This is a genomic window from Gracilibacillus sp. Marseille-QA3620, assembly GCF_054950035.1.
This window is the reverse complement of the sequence record NZ_CM143102.1, coordinates 3,669,977-3,688,449: the sequence shown is the minus strand read 5'-3', so window position 1 is coordinate 3,688,449 and position 18,473 is coordinate 3,669,977. Positions and strand designations below refer to the sequence as shown.

15 protein-coding genes are annotated in these 18,473 nt (G+C 43.7%); 10 read left to right on the top strand and 5 right to left on the bottom strand.

Annotated features, from left to right (window positions below; genetic code table 11):
• Positions 1 to 305 precede the first annotated feature (305 nt).
• Together pdxT and pdxS are read right to left on the bottom strand one after the other, a co-directional pair.
• A complete protein-coding gene (gene pdxT, locus ACY8DX_RS18610) occupies positions 306 to 893 on the bottom strand; it encodes a pyridoxal 5'-phosphate synthase glutaminase subunit PdxT (RefSeq protein WP_462405789.1) in 588 nt (195 codons plus the stop codon).
• 2 nt (positions 894 to 895) lie between these two features.
• Complete coding sequence (gene pdxS / locus ACY8DX_RS18605) at positions 896 to 1,783, bottom strand: pyridoxal 5'-phosphate synthase lyase subunit PdxS (RefSeq protein WP_462405788.1); 888 nt, start codon at positions 1,781 to 1,783, stop codon at positions 896 to 898.
• A gap of 129 nt (positions 1,784 to 1,912) precedes the next feature.
• On the opposite strand from pdxS, the gene pdxR reads away from it, so the two are divergent.
• Both pdxR and ade read left to right on the top strand, forming a co-directional pair.
• A complete protein-coding gene (gene pdxR / locus ACY8DX_RS18600) occupies positions 1,913 to 3,304 on the top strand; it encodes a MocR-like pyridoxine biosynthesis transcription factor PdxR (protein ID WP_462405787.1) in 1,392 nt (463 codons plus the stop codon).
• 113 nt (positions 3,305 to 3,417) lie between these two features.
• Positions 3,418 to 5,154 carry an adenine deaminase gene (ade, locus tag ACY8DX_RS18595; protein ID WP_462405786.1) on the top strand — a complete coding sequence of 579 codons (1,737 nt, stop codon included), beginning with the start codon at positions 3,418 to 3,420 and terminating at the stop codon, positions 5,152 to 5,154.
• Between the two features lie 159 nt (positions 5,155 to 5,313).
• Here the strand turns inward: ade and ACY8DX_RS18590 are convergent, their stop codons facing one another.
• Positions 5,314 to 5,592 carry an AbrB/MazE/SpoVT family DNA-binding domain-containing protein gene (locus ACY8DX_RS18590; RefSeq protein ID WP_462405785.1) on the bottom strand — a complete coding sequence of 93 codons (279 nt, stop codon included), beginning with the start codon at positions 5,590 to 5,592 and terminating at the stop codon, positions 5,314 to 5,316.
• Positions 5,593 to 5,759: 167 nt separating this feature from the next.
• Between ACY8DX_RS18590 and ACY8DX_RS18585 the strand changes: the two genes are divergently transcribed.
• The 7 genes from ACY8DX_RS18585 to ACY8DX_RS18555 all read left to right on the top strand — a co-directional run bounded on the left by ACY8DX_RS18585 (position 5,760) and on the right by ACY8DX_RS18555 (position 14,358).
• Positions 5,760 to 6,002 carry a YkuS family protein gene (locus ACY8DX_RS18585; RefSeq protein ID WP_462405784.1) on the top strand — a complete coding sequence of 81 codons (243 nt, stop codon included), beginning with the start codon at positions 5,760 to 5,762 and terminating at the stop codon, positions 6,000 to 6,002.
• 400 nt (positions 6,003 to 6,402) lie between these two features.
• On the top strand, positions 6,403 to 7,908 hold the full coding sequence (locus ACY8DX_RS18580) for an ABC transporter permease (RefSeq protein ID WP_462405783.1): 1,506 nt from the start codon (positions 6,403 to 6,405) through the stop codon (positions 7,906 to 7,908).
• Positions 7,909 to 7,921: 13 nt separating this feature from the next.
• On the top strand, positions 7,922 to 8,617 hold the full coding sequence (locus ACY8DX_RS18575; protein WP_439802625.1) for an ABC transporter ATP-binding protein: 696 nt from the start codon (positions 7,922 to 7,924) through the stop codon (positions 8,615 to 8,617).
• A 77-nt stretch (positions 8,618 to 8,694) separates the two neighbouring features.
• Entirely contained in the window at positions 8,695 to 9,384 is a 690-nt protein-coding gene (locus ACY8DX_RS18570) for a response regulator transcription factor (protein WP_049669602.1), read from the top strand.
• Positions 9,365 to 10,864, top strand: coding sequence for a HAMP domain-containing sensor histidine kinase (locus ACY8DX_RS18565; RefSeq protein ID WP_462405782.1), 1,500 nt, complete (start codon positions 9,365 to 9,367; stop codon positions 10,862 to 10,864). The genes ACY8DX_RS18570 and ACY8DX_RS18565 overlap by 20 nt, the downstream gene beginning before the upstream one ends.
• Positions 10,865 to 11,090: 226 nt before the next feature.
• Positions 11,091 to 12,557, top strand: a complete 1,467-nt coding sequence (locus tag ACY8DX_RS18560) for a S1C family serine protease (protein WP_439802627.1) — start codon at positions 11,091 to 11,093, stop codon at positions 12,555 to 12,557.
• 544 nt (positions 12,558 to 13,101) lie between these two features.
• Positions 13,102 to 14,358 carry a sensor histidine kinase gene (locus ACY8DX_RS18555; protein WP_049669603.1) on the top strand — a complete coding sequence of 419 codons (1,257 nt, stop codon included), beginning with the start codon at positions 13,102 to 13,104 and terminating at the stop codon, positions 14,356 to 14,358.
• 59 nt (positions 14,359 to 14,417) lie between these two features.
• Here the strand turns inward: ACY8DX_RS18555 and helD are convergent, their stop codons facing one another.
• The gene (gene helD / locus ACY8DX_RS18550; protein ID WP_462405781.1) at positions 14,418 to 16,763 is read right to left on the bottom strand and encodes an RNA polymerase recycling motor HelD; all 2,346 of its coding nucleotides are present in this window, start codon (positions 16,761 to 16,763) and stop codon (positions 14,418 to 14,420) included.
• A 158-nt stretch (positions 16,764 to 16,921) separates the two neighbouring features.
• On the opposite strand from helD, the gene ACY8DX_RS18545 reads away from it, so the two are divergent.
• Entirely contained in the window at positions 16,922 to 17,437 is a 516-nt protein-coding gene (locus ACY8DX_RS18545; RefSeq protein ID WP_049669605.1) for an acyl-CoA thioesterase, read from the top strand.
• A gap of 78 nt (positions 17,438 to 17,515) precedes the next feature.
• Here ACY8DX_RS18545 and ACY8DX_RS18540 read toward each other — a convergent pair whose 3' ends face one another.
• The gene (locus tag ACY8DX_RS18540; RefSeq protein ID WP_049669606.1) at positions 17,516 to 18,364 is read right to left on the bottom strand and encodes an MBL fold metallo-hydrolase; all 849 of its coding nucleotides are present in this window, start codon (positions 18,362 to 18,364) and stop codon (positions 17,516 to 17,518) included.
• Between the last annotated feature and the right edge of the window lie 109 nt (positions 18,365 to 18,473).

Here is an 18,473-nt window from a genome sequence, read left to right as displayed (position 1 = left end):
CGGAGTTCTTGGCTGCTATTTTGGGTTTCGCCCATACCTACCAGATATCGCCCTTAAATTATGCCGTTCGCCCATAATGAGGGTGTTTTCGCCCTTAAATTCATATTTTCCGCCCTTAAACGCCTGAGATTCGCCCATAAACAAAGAAATCAAGCTTCACTCCTTTAAATATCTTCATCTTACCTGACCCAAAAAAGGCCAAAAATTTTCTTTGTTTTTATGAAAAAATCTGCTTTTTTATCCCCAGAGAACCGAAAAAAAACAGGAGAAGACCAAATCTGGTTTATCTCCTGTTTGTATTAGATTTAAGCGATAGCAGAGTCCTTACAGTGCTCCTTCACCATTTGGATGAATAACTCAAGAAAACGCGAATCATCAGTCAGCTCGGGATGAAAGGAACTGACGAGAATGCGGCCTTGCTTGGCTGCCACAATATGTCCATCATAGTCTGCAAGCGTCACGACACTTTCTCCGGCATGAAGGCAATACGGGGCACGGATAAAAATGGCCTTGAATGGTTCATCCAACCCCTTGATAGCAAGTGATGTTTCAAAGCTTGCCCGCTGACGACCTGAGGCATTGCGCTGAACAACGAGATCGATTAGTCCGAGTGGCTCGGGATCGGAATCATCGGCAATCTTACTTGCGAGCAATACCATTCCGGCACATGTGCCGAAGATAGGTTTTTGGAATGATTGGATGGTTTCTGTGAACCCATACGTATCCATCAGCTTCTTGATGGCGGTGCTTTCTCCTCCAGGAATGATGAGTCCGTCAAGTGATGCAAGCTCTGAGGGGAATTTAATCCTTGAGGCTGTACAGCCTGCTGCTTCTACTTGTTTGATATGTTCTGAGACAGCTCCTTGCAGGGCCAATACGCCAATATGAGGCATTGTTACCAACCCCGATCCTGCATACGGCTTTCCGCTGGAATCGTGGCAATCTCAATTCCCTTCATGGGGCTGCCTAGTTCAGTTGAAAGTTTGCCAATCAGCTCATAATCCTTGTAATGAGTGGTTGCCTGGACGATTGCTTTGGCGAATTTCTCAGGAGACTCGGATTTAAAGATTCCTGATCCGACGAAGACGCCATCAGCCCCAAGCTCCATCATCAGGGCAGCATCTGCCGGTGTCGCAATTCCGCCTGCCGCGAAGTTGACAACAGGCAAGCTGCCCTCTTCCTTGATTTGAAGCAGAATATCGTACGGAGCTCCTAAGATTTTCGCCTCAGTCATGAGCTCATCCTCATTCATATGGATGACCTTTCGAACCTGCGCCTGAACCTTTCGCATATGGCGGACAGCTTCAACAATATTACCTGTACCTGGTTCTCCCTTCGTGCGCAGCATGGAGGCACCTTCCCCGATCCTTCTTGCTGCTTCTCCGAGGTCGCGGCATCCGCAGACGAATGGGACAGTAAAAGCCCTCTTTTGAAGGTGATACTCTTCATCTGCAGGCGTTAAAACTTCACTTTCATCAATGTAATCGACACCCATTGCCTCGAGTACGCGTGCTTCCACGATATGGCCAATCCGTGCTTTCGCCATCACAGGGATAGACACGGCCTTCATGACCTCTTCTACGATACGCGGGTCTGCCATTCTTGCAACCCCGCCAGCCTTGCGAATGTCAGAAGGAACACGTTCAAGAGCCATGACGGCAACAGCTCCCGCTGCCTCGGCGATTTTGGCTTGCTCCGCATTGACAACATCCATGATAACCCCGCCCTTTTGCATTTGGGCCATTCCTCGTTTGACAGCATCAGTGCCTAAGGCTTTTCTCATAAAATTAGCACCATCCTTTTTTATTTTTAAAAATAGTGTGATTTGTTGTATGGTATAAGTATAGAGGAAACAGACCCCATTAAAAGATTCAGTTTCAAGCATTTTGATGGTGTCAGTGAGGGAGAAAAGATGAATAGATTAGCGTGTGAACTAAACCGTGAAAGCCGTATTCCAATCTATGAGCAGCTATATGTTTTTATCAAAAATGAAATCATGTCCGGCAGATTGCCGTATCAAACGAAGCTGCCTTCAAAACGGAATCTCTCTGATTACCTGCAAATCAGTCAAAATACAGTAGATGCAGCTTATCAGCAATTGGTTGCAGAGGGATATATTGAGGTGCTCCCTCGGAAAGGATACTATTGTTTGGCCTCAAAGGATTTGGAATACATACAGCCTGGGGAAAGCTGCTCAGAAAAGAGGGATGAGCCGGGTGAGCAGATTATTCAATCTTTTCATCCGAGTCATATTGATGTCAGCGTGTTCCCCTTCAAGACGTGGAGGAGATTGGCAAAGGATTTGATTGATTTCAATAACCAAGATTTATTATTGCTTGGCGACCCCTTTGGTGAAATGGAACTAAGAAGAGAGATTGCGACCTATTTGTACCATGCAAGAGGTGTCATTTGTGAGCCGCGGCAAATTATCATTGGAGCAGGCCTTGAAATCCTGCTGCAGCAATTGGTCCTCTTATTTGGCAGCCAGGCAAAATATGGCGTTGAAAACCCTGGTTATCAGGTCATGAACCGTATCATGCGCCATTTCCCGAATAAGGTTCAGGCTGTAGGAGTGGATGAGGATGGGTTAAAGATTGATGAGGTCCTGCAAGGGAATATGGATATTCTCTATACAACACCATCCCATCATTTCCCGTTTGGGACCGTCCTGTCCTATAACCGGCGTGTTCAATTGCTTTCATGGGCAGCTGAATCGAATGAGAGGTTCATTATCGAGGACGATTATGACAGTGAATTCCGCTATAGCGGCAAATCTATTCCCTCGCTTGCAAGCATGGACAGCTTTGGGAAGGTGATTTATTTCGGTTCCTTCTCCAAATCCTTAATGCCGTCCATTCGTATTAGCTTCATGGTTCTGCCAGAGGAATTGCTTTCCCGCTATCAAGAAGCAGGATTCGGGCATTCCTCCGTATCGAGGTTGGACCAGCATCTTCTAGCTCGTTTTATGCGTGATGGGGAATTTGAGCGTCATCTGAACAGAATGCGGAAGGTGTATCGCAGGAAATTAGAAATAGTACTAGAACATTTGAAGCCTCATAGGGAAATTCTTTCCGTAATCGGGGAGAAATCAGGCCTTCATATTGCCCTTGTTGTCCATAATGGGATGAATGAGGAGCAAATTAAGGAACGGGCAAGGGAGAAAGGGATTCTCCTGCACACTCTTTCAGATTATTCTATCGTGAAGGAGGATTATCCCCCAACCATCGTGCTTGGTTTTGCGGGGATACCAGAGGCTGAGCTTGAAAGAGCCATTGCCCGGTTATTAGAGTGTCTTAATGGATAAAAAATATAAGAAATAGGCTATTCTCATTACTCCTTATTATGTGTTATAGTAGGTTAAATTTATTTCATTATTACATCTTAAGAGATTACTAACATAGAAAAAGGGTGATTAGGATGGATTACAGCTTAATGCAAAGACGTATCAATGTGGCTTCAGGGAAGGAGCCGGCAGATCTTGTTGTTAAAGGCGGCAAAATTTTGAATGTATTTACCGGTGAGATTCAGCTTGGAGATATCGCGATTGTCGATGGGGTTATTGCTGGTATTGGCCAATACGAAGGCAAAAGAGAAGTAAATGCCGCAGGGCGATACATCAGTCCATCCTTTATCGACGGCCATGTGCACATTGAATCCACAATGGTTAGCCCGCTGGAATTTGCAAAGGTTCAGGTAAAGAACGGTGTGACTGCCGTCATTGCAGATCCTCATGAAATTGCCAATGTCAGCGGGGCACAAGGAATTCAATACATGATTGAGCATACGGAGGGCCTGCCTTTTGATGCGTATTTCATGCTTCCATCCTGTGTCCCTGCTACGGAATTTGAAGAAGCGGGAGCAATTTTGAACAGTGAGGATCTAGCACCATTTTATGAACAGCCCCGTGTACTTGGACTAGCAGAGGTCATGAATTATCAAGCCGTGCTTGAGAGCGAGCCTTCCATGGTTGAGAAACTGCTGGATGCAAGGAAACAGCATAAATTGATTGATGGTCATGCTGCTGGTTTGTCTGGGAAGGCCATTGATGTATATATGGCTGCCGGTATTCATACGGATCATGAGTGTACGACTGCGGAAGAGGCAAAGGCCCGTCTTGAGAAGGGGATGTATCTCATGATTCGGGAAGGGACAGTCGCAAAGGATTTGAAGCAGATCATTGGGGCCGTTAATGAGCGGAACGCGAGAAGATGCCTGTTTGTAACAGATGACCGTCATTTGGATGACGTCATGATGGAGGGCAGCATTAATAATTGTATCAAATTAGCCATTGCAGAAGGTATTCCTGTCATGACGGCTTATCAAATGGCAACCTTGAATGCGGCTGAATGCTTCCGTCTGAAAAATCAAGGAGCGATTGCTCCAGGCTATAAAGCCGACTTTTTGATGCTTGATAGTCTTGAAGAGGTTGCCATCCATTCAGTCTATAAGAACGGGAAATGTATCGTAAGCGAAGGTTCTGTCCAGGGATTCCCAGAGAACTATCCATATGCTATAGCGGAAAATCTGGCGAATACCGTTTCCCTCGGTAAGATTGATTCGAACGATTTGGCAATCAAGCTGAAGGGGGAAGAAGCAAATATTATTGGCATCATTCCGAACAGCCTAATCACCAAACGTCTCATCGAGAAGACGAATCGGACGAAGGAGGGCTTCTTCGAATCGGATACCAATCTTGATCATCTAAAGATTGCGCTCATTGAACGGCATAACGAGACAGGCAAGATTGGCCGCGGCATTGTTAAAGGGCTAGGGCTGAGATCAGGGGCTTTGGCCACGACGGTTGCACATGATTCTCATAATTTAATTGTCGCTGGTACGAATGATGAAGACATGCTGGCCGCCGTTCATGAGCTTGAAAAAAGCCAAGGTGGACTAGTCATCGTCAGCGAAGGAAGAGTGCGGGCCAAGCTTGCGTTGCCGATTGCGGGCTTGATGTCGATGGAGAGCGCGGATGCTGTCTATGGACAATTGCGCGAAATGAATCAAGTATTAGCTGATTTAGGGGTTTCACAGGATTTCAATCCATTCCTGACCCTATCCTTCCTGGCACTTCCGGTTATTCCGGCATGTAAGATTACGATTGATGGACTCTTCGATGTCACGGAGTTCAAACATATCTCGATTGATGCCTAAATGAAAAGCTGGCCTCCACGAAAAATCCTTGTGATTTTTTGGAAGCCAGTTTTTTTATATTCTTCCAATCATTTATGGTTTGGATTTCTTGATTATACATAGTCTATTGAACATGACAAAAAAACAGGCGGATCTTTCCGCCTGTACGAAGAGTATGCCTTATTGTTTAATGACATGATGCAGTTCTGCAGTGAGCCGCTGAATGCCTTCTGGACTTAAGATGATTTTGCCGTTGGCGAGTGTGATATTGTTGTTGCTCACCTCACCTGTAATGATACAAGCCTTGCCTGGCATGTATTTCTGAAGGATGATTTGATTTTCGTCCGTAAAGATTTCAATTGAATCTTTTATGTTAATATCCAAGGTACGTCTTAATTCAATCGGAAGAACAATGCGGCCTAGTTCGTCGACCTTTCTGACTATACCGGTAGATTTCATATCTATCACATTCTTTCCCTTTTTATAGAATAATAGTATTAATTTGACAAATAGTAAATAGAAAAGCTTGATATTAACAATAATGTAACATTTTGAAATCAAACTGTTTGATAAATGAATAATTTCCTTTATGGCAGAACATCCTACCATTGGAGGAGGTGTAAGCAATGGCTAAAATAGGAGTGGAAGAATCCTTATCAGATGTGCAGCAAGCGCTTCGTGACAAGGGACATGAAGTGGTGCAGTTAAATCATGAGAGTGGCGCTGCGAACTGTGACTGTTGTGTCATCACAGGAATGGATAAGAATGTGATGGGCATGCAGGACGTCACGATTGAAGGCCCTGTTATTAATGCGGATGGTTTAACGGCAGATCAAGTGTGCTCAGAAGTGGAAAGCAAACTTCAATAAGTGTTTGCTTTAAATAGCGGCAATGAATGGAGCAATCTATTCATTGCCGCTATTTTTTTTCGTTTGGCTTGATAGTTGATATTAGAATACCGCCCGTTAACGTTTCATGTGGTTGACTCCTTGCTTAGATTAGCGGACAGGAGAGACCCCGCAAATGCGCCAAAGCACTCGAGGAGGCTCCACGACCGCCTCACCACGGTTTCGCTGCTGCCTGCAACGAAAATCAACACTTAAGATTAACAGAGCCTTTCGTTCAAATGATAGGTCTGTGCATCCTTTCAAGGGCGACTAAATAGAAAAAATTTCGCGTCCGACATTTAATTGACACAATTCCGTTTTAAAGTGATAGACAAGTTAGTTACATAACTGACGTTAGATAGAGAGAGGATGGAGAAGAAGGATGAACTTTATCAAACGAGCATTCTTGAGCGTAAAGGCCAAGAAGGGCAAAAGCATATTACAGTTATTTGTCTTCACGGTTATTTGCGTGTTGGTATTGAGCGGGTTATCTATTCAGAGTGCAGCTTCGACTTCAGCAGAGCTTGCGAAACAGCAGCTTGGAGGAACCGTCACACTGAGCTATGACCAAGAGAAGATGATGCAGGAGCAGCGTGAAGCAAGAGAAAGTGCTGGTTCAGAGGATGCCCGGGAGCCATTTCGTTTTGCTCAAACACCTGTTGAGGTAGAGGATGCGGAGAAATTAACGACCTTAGCCCAATTAAGCGGCTATAACTTCACTTCAAGCACACAGGCAGCAGCCAGCAGCTTTGATCCTATTGAAGCTTCATCAAGTGATACTTCGAGCAATTCGAATCCAATGGGCGGGAAAATGCCTGATAACGGCATGAGCGATGCAGATGTGGCCCTGCAAGGGGTGGTTTTCACAGATGCAACGAGTGATTTCATGGATGGGAATGCAGAAATGACAGAGGGAACGCATATTTCTGATGAGCATATTGGTAAAAATGTCGCCATCATTGAGGAAACATTAGCAGAGGAAAATGATTTATCTGTCGGTGATACCATTGAAGTTGCCTCAACAAGCGATGAAGATACAACAGTAAAAGTCGAGATTATCGGAATCTACAAAACGACTTCCACATCGACTGATTCGATGGGGATGAGTTTTACTTCCATGAACCCATACAATAAAATCTATGTTCCTTATACAGTAGCCAATGAAATGAAAGGCGAAGATTATGAGGGCACAATTGATAGCGCTACATATTACATGGCAGATCCTGCTGATGCAGATTCCTTCATTGAGGATGCAAAGGCAATGGATGTCATTGATTTAGATACATTTAAGCTGGATGCAAATGATGACCTTTATCAGCAAATGGTAGAGCCAATCAATAATGTCGCCTCATTTTCAAAAAACATTGTATATTTAGTGACCATTGCAGGTGCAATTATTCTTGGATTAATTGTGATGCTTGGCATTCGGGAACGAAAATATGAAATGGGTGTCCTTCTTGCCATTGGTGAGAAAAAGAGCAAGTTAATTGGACAATTTATCGTCGAGATTCTTATTGTTGCGGTCTTTGCGATTGGGATAGCCTCCCTGACAGGTAATTTAGTGGCTGATAAGATTGGTGACCAGCTTCTATCACAACAAGAGGAAGCTTCAGCAAGTTCTAGTGCAGATGCGACTCAGTTTGGCGGCAGAGGAATGCAAATGGGCGGTGGGGGTATGGGTGCTCCAGGCGGTTTCAGAGGTCCTGGCGGACAAGCTGGTGCAGCTGACGCAGAAGTGGCAACGGTTGACCTGGATGTTCAAGTAACTCCATCTGATCTAGGAAAGCTGACGGGAATTGGTTTGCTGATTGCGGTTATCGCGACATTAATTCCTTCATTATCCGTATTTAGACTGCAGCCGAAAGCAATTCTTTCAAGACAGGATTAAGGAGGAGAAATGAATGACGAATTTACTGGAATTTAAGGATGTAAGTTATTGGTATAAGTTTGAGAATAAGAGGCAAGACATACTAAAGAAAATTAATGTATCCTTTAATAAAGGTCTGTTCTATACCATTGTCGGTCCTTCCGGGTCTGGGAAGACAACCTTCCTGGCATTAGCGAGTGCGCTGGATATGCCGAAGGATGGGGAAGTGCTGTATGAAGGAAAGAATATCAAAAAAATCGGTTATTCCAAATTTCGAAATAAATATGTTTCTATTGTCTTCCAGGCATACAATCTGCTCCCTTATATGACGGCCCTGCAAAATATCACGACCGCTATGGAAATAACGGGAACTAAGGTGGATAACCGCAAGGCCTATGCACTGGAAATGCTTCAGAAGGTCGGGATCGATGAGAAGCAGGCTCATCAGCGTGTGCTTACCTTGAGCGGCGGCCAGCAGCAGCGTGTATCAATTGCGCGGGCTCTGTGCTGCCAATCGGAATTGATTGTGGCCGATGAGCCAACAGGAAACCTGGATGAGGACACAGCGAAGGAAATCATCGACTTATTCCTTGATCTGGCTCATAAAGAAGGAAAATGTGTCATTGTTGTAACGCATGATACTAATCTGGCCAAGATTTCGGATGTGAATATTCGCTTATCAAAAGGTGAAATCACGATTTCAAATAAGGAAGAACCAGTAATGGTGTAAAATAAGAGTAAAACAAAAATCTCCGGACATTTCGGGGATTTTTGTCCTATTCGTTTTTAGCGGGAGAGTGTTGCAGCATGCATAAAATCTTGATTGTTGAAGATGAAATCGCAATCAGCCAAGTGTTAAAGGCATATTTGAAAAAAGCGGGCTATGAGACGAAACAAGTTTATACAGGTGAAGAGGCAATCGATGAATTCCACGAGTATAAGCCGGATTTGGTGCTGCTCGATGTGATGCTTCCTGGTAAAAGCGGATGGGATATCTTGAAGGAGATCCGCATAGAAAGCACATGCCCGGTTATTATGCTGACAGCCCTTGGTGATGTGAACTACCGGCTCACAGGCTTGAATGATGGAGCAGATGATTATATTACGAAGCCGTTTGTCGGTGATGAGGTTGTCGCAAGGGTACAGGCAGTACTTAGAAGGTCAGTGCAGGTCATTGATGATAAAGAACGGAAGCAATTTGGTTCATTAACCATCAATATGAAGGCTCATTCGGTCACTTTGCATGGTATTGAATTGGATTTGACTCCACGTGATCTCGCACTGCTCATTTTTTTGAGTCAGCATCCCAATCAATTATTCACACGGGACCAGTTGATTGAACATGTATGGGGTCTGGATTATGATGGCAGTGACCGGGCAGTTGATTTATCCATTAAGAGATTGAGAAAAGCCTTGAAAAATTGGCCTAGTACAGAAGGAGAAATCAAAACTTTGCGGGGATTGGGGTATCAGTTAAGTGTCTTCGATAAAAAATAAACTTCAGACTAAAATCACCCATCTCACCTATGCATGGAAAAATAAGTGGGCTAAGGAGCAGGAGGAACAAAAAAGGATCAGCCTCCTGCGCTATTGGACAATACGCTATCTCGTTACGCTTGTGATTGGCTTGGCGGTGATTGGCTTCGTCACGGGAATTATCATCCGGCAATCGACTTTAAATAAAAACCTTGAGATTGATCAATATTTGGCGGAGGAAGTGGCTGCGCGAATGCTTGATCAAATAGTTGGGACCGATATACCGACCGATGGAAATGATGAATTATTTTATAATCGGAAAAAATTACTTGAAACAAGCGGTAGTCCATCCATTTATATCGTCGACCCGTCCGGTACGATTCTTATGGAGAACCGCTCAGAGAATCATTTAAGGATTTCATCCTTTTCGGAGAAGTTAATTTCGAGCGAGGATGAGGTAAGAAAATTAAACAATATTGGCGGGAGAGATTATTATCTCATCAAACGACCGATTACCTTGAATAATTCTGTTCTTGGCTGGGTCGTAGTCATCCAGTCGGAGGCAGAGCTGACTGCTGTCGACCAGGAATACAAGTTGCTCTTTCTGATGATTCTCAGTGCAGCCATGCTTGGCTGGGCAGCGATATACTTCCTGTCTAAACGTCTGCTTAAGCCGATTGAGAATGTAGCAAAGGCAGCAAAGGAAGTCGAAGCAGGTAATTACGATGTTGAGCTGAATGAAAGGGTACGAGAACAAGAGGTGTATGATCTAGTTCATTCATTTAAAGAAATGGCCCTTAAGCTTGAACAGCTGGAATCCATTAGGGCTGAGCTGCTTGCCGGGGTGACGCATGAATTGAAAACCCCTGTCACCTCTATCAGCGGCCTCCTGCAGGCAGTGAACGATAAGGTTGTTACAGGAGAAGAAGCAAAGGAGTTTCTTGCTATTTCCTTGCAGGAGACGAATCGTCTGCAGAAGATGGTCGGGGATTTGCTTGATTTCAATTCTTTTGCGGCAAACGCCATTCCAGTGAATAAAAAACCATGCTTCATTGGAGAAAGCGTGAAAGAGATGGTCTATCAATGGAGCATTATTCAAGATAATTCCGATATAGAGGTTGCCATCGATAAGCCTGAGGAAGACTTCGAAGTGTATACTGATACGCTTCGTCTCCAGCAAATTCTCATTAACCTGCTTAATAATGCAAAGCAGGCTATTCAGGGGGATGGAAAAATCACGATCACCATTCACCCGACGGATGGTGAATGGCTCGCAATTGATGTTCAGGATAATGGCACAGGAATCCCTGCTGCTGAGCAGGATTTGATTTTTGAGCGTTTCTACCGCGGTGAAGAAAAGAAATATAAGGTAAGAGGCTTGGGGCTCGGCCTGCCTTTCAGCAAGATGCTGGCAAGAGCCATGGGAGGCGACCTAAAGCTTTTAAAAAGCAACGGGGAAGGGACGACCTTTACCATCAATCTTCCTTACAGGGATGAATAAAGAGGCGGAAGCTGGCGGAGACCATCGCCAGCTTTTCCATTTATTAAAGGAAACACAAGAATAGACTTCCATTTATAATAAAGGTATCATTTTATAAAAATATTACACGCTGACATACCTCTGACACAAAGTGTGGGTATAGTAGGTAATGTAGTCAGGAAACTATTATTTTAACGTAATCATTAATTCATATACTTTCAGCATAATAGGTAAGGAGAGGAATTAGATGGATTTCACTAACCGAAATGAACGTGATGAATGGGAAGAAACAAAGCGAAATGATGAAGAAACGATAAATGAAACAACAGAAGCTGAGCCAACGAGCCGTTCTATTGATCCGACCTATGTATCCTATCAGGGATATCATGAGCTTGATTCCAGCCAAATTGGCAAAGGGCCATACGATCATGCAGCTGAGGAATCAATTGAGCCTGTTATTAGCAACGAACAACCGGACAAACAAGAGCCTCATGAAAGCCAGTCATCGAAAAGCAGAAAAAGATGGCTTACACCTGTGATTACAGCCATTCTTGGAGGAGCGATTGTCCTTGGCTCTGGTTCTTATTTTGGATTTGTTGATTTAACCGGATTCCTGCCTGGCAGCGGAGATGGAACTGTAGAATCAGTTGAAACTGCCGTTGCCCAAGTTGATGATAAGGATGGGCTGCAAATTGATGAGACAGCCATTTCCACAAGTGACACAATTAAGATGATCGAAGAAGTATCCCCTGCTGTTGTGGGGGTCGTCAATATCCAGAAAATGAGCACAGAAAACTACTATAACTATGGATTACCGACCACTGAAGGGGAGAGCTCAGACAAGGAAGAAAGCGGAACTGGTTCAGGTGTCATCTTTAAGAAGGAAGGCGATTATGCCTATATTGTTACGAATAATCACGTAATTGAAGATGCTGATACCATTGAAGTATATTTAGCTAATGAAACAAAAGTGGAAGCTAAGCTTGTTGGTACAGATGCGCTGACAGACCTTGCCGTCTTGCAAATCAGCAGTAAGAATGTCACGAAGGTAGCAGAATTCGGGGATTCCGATAAATTGAGTGTCGGACAGGAAGTGCTTGCTATCGGAAATCCGCTTGGCTTAGATTTCTCTGGTTCAGTGACACAAGGAATTATCAGTGGCCTGCAGCGTACAGTGACTGTTTCTACATCAGCTGGTGAATGGGATATGGATGTTATCCAGACGGATGCTGCCATCAACCCAGGGAACAGCGGAGGAGCACTTGTGAACTCAAGTGGTCAGGTCATTGGAATCAACAGTATGAAAATCTCCTCGGAAGATGTAGAAGGGATTGGATTTGCCATCCCAACTCAAGAGGTCAAAACAATTGTGAATGATCTGCTTGCTGACGGATCCGTCCAACGCGCTTATGTGGGCGTAGGCTTGCAGTCTATTGCAGAGATTCCGCAATACGTACTGGAGCGTCAGCTTAACCTTCCAGCTGACGTGTCAGAAGGGCTGGTGGTTACGCAAGTTGAAGCTGGATCACCTGCTGATAAAGCTGGCATCGCAACATATGATGTGATCGTCTCAGTCGATGATACAGAGGTTTCGACTCTCAGTGAGTTCAGAAAATACCTATACAGCCATACAAAGAGCGGGGATACCGTAAAAATCAAACTATACCGTGATGGAGCGGAAAAAACCGTATCCGTAACGGTAACAGAGCAATAACATAACCCTTTGTGAATAATTGTTGCTATCTTTCCCCCTAGGATAGTAAACGTTATTTGAATAGAGAAGATTTCGCTAAAGAAGCTTGATAGACTCAAGTTTCTTTAGGCTATTCAGACAGATTCGTCAGAATCTGTCTTTCTTTATGCCTGTATTTCCTTAAGATGAGCTAGAAAGTATAGATTATTTAAATATAGTTAAAGTTGGATAGGTGCATGGACAGTTCATTTCGTGATCCCTTAGCATTATCCAAAATGATAAGGAATATCTCCGAAGTTAAGATGGGGTTCGACAGGAGATAGGACATTCATATTTACTGATGATCATGATAATTAATAGAAAAAAGTAACAACGGTTTTATGGTGAAGAAATATAGGGGAATAAATGATAAAAAGGGGAAAAAAGACGGATAGACTCGAATATTTGGAGTTACAAAATATATTACTGTAAGAATATTTAGAAAAAAATGTCATTTTACATTTACATTGCATTTATTTTCCACTAAACTTCATTATAAGCCAACCTATTCAAAAGGGAGAAAAATATGATCAATGACCTTGTTGAAAGTTTCATCATCAACTTGTTTATCATCTTGATCTGCGTACAAATTAATTATTTTTGGCAGGTAAAAAGGGAAACGGACGAAAATAACAACTATTTGGCCTTATTTATCGCGCTTGCTGGCAGCCTCCTCATCAATAGGCTATTTTTTGTTTCTGAAATAAATTCATCCCTCTCCCTGCATATCGGGGATCTGGTTGTGATTATCGGAGTACTGTATGGTCGTGCCTGGATAGGAACCATGCTGTTTATTCTTTTAACTGTCATGTCGACATTGATCCATCCTTTGCAAGGACTTTATACCATCATGACGAGTTTGCCGCCTTTGTTAATCTCACTCTATTTACGAAAAATCTATATTAAGATTCCAATAAAAAAGAAATATACGCAAGCCTTTTTAATTGCGCTGATTTCCTCCATTATCAGTATGTCCTTGGCGAACGGCCTTTTCTCCAATAGGTGGACATGGCTCGACAGCATTCTCTATATGCTTGTCTATATAGGAGGACTTCTCGGCTTAGTGTATTATATGGAGAATTTAAAGAGGAGCAGAATGCTGAAGCGGGAGATCATCAACACGGAGAAACTTCAGGCTGTCAGTCATTTGGCCGCATCAATCTCTCATGAAGTTCGCAACCCTTTAACAGCAACAAAGGGGTTTTTGCAATTATTAAAGAGTGATGATAACCTGCCGGCAGAGAAGAAGCAGCAATTTATTGATATAGCCATATCTGAATTGAATCGGGCAGAGAATATCATCAATGATTACCTTGCCTTTGCAAAGCCTTCTATGGAACTGCAGGAAACCATTGAAATCCAATCTGAGATTCTCAAGGTGATTGAAATTGTGAAGCCGCTTGCGAATATGAATGCGGTCTTTATTCAATGTCATGTACCTGTGTTTTACGTGAATGGAGAAAAGCATTTATTCCAGCAATGCTTCGTTAATCTCGTAAAGAATGCAATTGAATCCATGCAGGAGGGCGGTGTCCTGATTTTGAAGGCACAGCCAATCAAGAAAGGGATTAATATTACCATATCTGATACAGGAATCGGGATGAGTGATGAACAGATCAGCCGGCTTGGTGAGCCTTATTTTTCTACTAAAGGTGTCAAGGGTACGGGCTTAGGGATGGTAGCTGTCTATCGGATTGTGAAGTCCATGCATGGCTCGATACGGGTCAAGAGCAAGCCGAAGGAAGGCACAACATTCACCATCTACTTGCCTGGTCATCCATAAGAAGGTAAGAATAAATCCCCTCGCAGCCAATGTGCGAGGGGATTTTGTATGTCATTTGGTCATCTTAATTCATATAAGTTATTAGGAACATCTTTGATAAATGGACTTGGCTCTCCGCATGAGAGAAGGTGGAGCTCGTGCATCGCACGCGTACAGGCTGTATAGAATAAGTTTCGTTCTTGTTCACGATAGTATTGATCCTTCGATGCATTAAAGATAATAACTGCATCGAATTCAATCCCTTTTGCCAAATAGGCTGGAAGAATGAGAATGCCCTTTGTGAAGCTGTAAATGGATTTGTCCATCAGTTGAACGAATTCAATCCCTTTTAACCTTTCAAAGGCCATATCCGCCTCGTATTGTGTTTTGCATATAATAGCGATGGTTTGGTGTCCAGCCTCCTGCAGGCTCTTTAGCAGCTGAGTGATCAGCTTATAGGATGCATCAATGTCTGTTCGTTGATAGAGGACAGGGAGCATTCCATTTCGATTGAAGGGCTGAATCTGAATATCACCTAGAATGGCACTGGTGAAGTCAATGATTTGGCGTGTGGAACGATAGCTCTTCAATAAGATAATTCTTTCCGTTTCGTCGGCTGGGTAAAGTTCCTCTGACAGCAGTGTCGGTGCTCCGTAGGAATGGGCGTAAATGGCTTGATTCATATCTCCTAATATCGTCATGCGCCCATTTGGAAAGAGCCGGTGAATGACTTCGAGCTGGAAGGCAGAGTAATCTTGTGCTTCATCAATGAAAAGGTAGCGAATCAGTCTGTTTGTTCTAACCCCTTCAAGCTCTTCTTTAAAGTATAAATACGGAGCAGCATCTTCATATGGAAGGCGATTTTGACCTGTTTCCTTAAGGGTAATTCCGCCAATCTCTCCCCAGCTGGCTGGAATAGAAGCTTCCATTTTCAGCTGTTCGGCAATATTTTCCTGAAACAAGTCTTTGTACATCTTCTTGACATTCAAGAAACGGAATTGCTTAACGGCTATTCGAATCGGCTTGAAGTATTTATGGGTAACCTTTTTGGCCAGCTCTTGCTGTTCCCTGTCAAAATCATCAAATGTCTCCTCTGTATAGGATTTCCTTTTGCGCAAAAGCTGGAAGGTTTTGGTGTAGTCTGCTGTATCCAGAAGCTCAATCTCCTCCTCTACCCATTCGGAACGGCGCTCCAATTTTTCGATTTTGTACAGTTCCTTTAGAAGCCAGTCCTTTACAAACTCTAGGCGGTTCTGGATGGAGAGCGATGAATCAAGGGAATAAAAATAGTCAGCTATAGCAGAAGACGTTATCAGTGTCTTCTTACGCAAATTGATATTTCTGAACTGAAGCCCGGCATGGCTGAGAGATTGGATATATTGGTCAAGCAGTGCCTTAAATTCCAGTGTGTTTTTGTAGCGGATGGCTTCAAGTCTAGCCTCGTAGAAATCATCATCTTCCTCATGCAGGACGTATTCCATTTGCTCAAACGGGTCGCTGACTTCATAGTCGTCCCCAATCATTTTCGCCATGTAATCAAAGAAGGTAACCTGCTGCATATTGTCTTCTCCGAGTGATGGAAGAACAGTGGCTGTGTAGCTGCTAAATAGCGGGTTGGGGGAAAAGAGCAGGATATTATCAGCCTTAATCTCATGAACATGCCGGTATAGAAGGAAGGCAACCCTTTGCAGGGCGGCGGACGTCTTGCCGCTGCCGGCTGCCCCTTGAACGACAAGGTAGCGCTTTTTGTCATTTCGAATCAACGTATTTTGTTCCTTTTGGATGGTGGCAACGATATTCTTCATCTGGCTATCTGCATTTTTGCCAAGCACTTCCTTCAGAATTTCATCCCCAATTGTAATGCCTGTATCGAACATGCTTTTCAGCTGTCCACCCTTAATAATGTATTGCCTTTTCTGCTCCATTTCTCCTTTGATGATGCCGCCAGGTGTTTCATACTGAGCAGGTCCGGGCGAATAGTCATAATAAATGCTTGAGATTGGTGCCCGCCAGTCATAAATAAGGAAATTCTCCTTCGCATCATCCATCAATGATGAAATGCCGAGATAGACAATATCAGTGATTGCTTCTCCTTCTTCGTGAAAATCAACACGTCCAAAATAAGGAGAATCCTTGAGGAGATTTAATGTCTTCAGCTGTCTGCTCATATGGCCGTGTGCCCGTTCACGTTCGGACAAGAGCTCTGCCTGCTGGCGGATACTCGCCAGTGTTTCCACAGCGTCCTCCGGGTCGTCAATATTAACGGTTACGTCGTCCCAGAAGGTTTGGCGGATCTCTGTTACATCCTGTCTGATTCCCCCCTGTGAATTTCTCACAGACTCAGCTCTTTTCTCTATTAAGGAAACGATATCTGCTAATCTGGCTTTTTCGGCCTGCAGCGCTTCGTTTAAATCAGCTTTGTTCATATGGGACCCCTCCAGAAATATAAAATAAACATGAAACCATATTTCACAGTAATCACCGTTATTTGATTCGTATTTTATAGTTTGTTAAAATTAAATATTGTTATTCAAATCCTGCCAATGACTGGCATTTGGTTTTCTAGAAAGAAGGTAAGAGGATAATGGAAACAAAAACGTGTAATGAATCCAGAGTAGTAAAAACAAGCCGAATCTTTCCGAGTGATGTAAATGATCATAACACATTATTTGGCGGAAAACTTATGAGTGATATTGATATGACAGCTTCTATCTCGGCGACGCGGCATTGTCGGAACGCTGTTGTAACGGCTTCTACCGACTCTGTCGATTTCTTAGCTCCTATCTCTCCGGAGGATTCTGTCTGCTTGGAGTCCTATGTGAGCTGGACAGGGAATAGTTCCATGGAAGTGTTCGTTAAGGTCACTGCCGAGCATTTAATGACAGGTGAACGCAAAATAGCTGCCACAGCCTTCTTGACATTTGTTGCGATGGATGAGAGCGGAAAGCCGACACGGGTGCCAAAAGTCATTCCGGAAACGGAAGAAGAAAAGAAATTGAACGAAACTGCAGCCTTTAGAGCAGCTAAACGGAAGGAACACCGTAAGCAAAGTAAAGAACTCGCAGAATTCTTTAATACTAATCGTCCTTGGGAACGCTAATAATTCCTGCAGCAAGCAGGGTTCAACAAGAAAGGAACCATCCTGGTGAAGCATTCGGGAGTGGTTCCTTTTCTTTATTCATGTTTCTTCATATATACGCTTCTGGGGCTTGGCTATTTCATCAAAATGTACAGCAAGTTCATCCAGCTTATGTGATAAATATTCTTCTAACAACGGCAGCCCATGGCCAGTGACAGCATATTTAGGTTTCAAGTCATTCAGTCTTCGGACGGATTCACGAGCAGCTTCCCAGTCAGTAGTGAAGTAGGCTGGCGGCCCGCTGATCTCCTGCTTCTGTGTAAGAACCTTATATAAGGATTCTTGTTTAACTCCAACGAAAGCATCCCCGGCAATCAGGAAGCAATCTTCTTCACGGAAGAGAGAGACGTGGCCAGGTGTATGACCGGGTGTGTGTAGCCATTGCCAGCCGGGCATATAAGGAACGGTTCCGTCGTCTGGCAATGGCTGTACCTTATTGCCTATGTCAATACCATGATTCGGGAAGAAACGGGCGATGTCTGGTACAAGTCCGCCGGCAGCCTTTGTATTCGGTTCAGGGTAATTGCGCTGTCCGGTTAAGTAGGGAAGCTCCAGTTTGTGTGCATAAACGGGGATATCCCATTTCTCAAGCAAGGCCTCGAGTGCCCCGACATGATCGAAGTGCCCGTGTGTCAGAATAATGGCCTTCGGCTTGCTGCCTTCGCCGAAGCGTTTTTCGACAGCTTCGATAATCTCATCATCGGCCTTGGGCATTCCTGCGTCCACTAACACGAAGTCCTCTTGGTTCGGCTGGCCGACTAATATAACATTCACAATCTGGGTGTTCAGTACATAAATATCTTCCTTGACTTCAATCCCCATTCCGCTGGTCATGGAGGTTAAAGGAATATATGTATGCTGGAATGTTTGTTTCGATTTTCGTTCCATGACATACTCCTCCTTCTTTCTTCGCTTTTTTCTCTTTACCCTCTTTATTTTTCTTAATAACGGGAAATCTGAAACTGGTACAAAATGGTGTACAAAAAAGAAATGGATG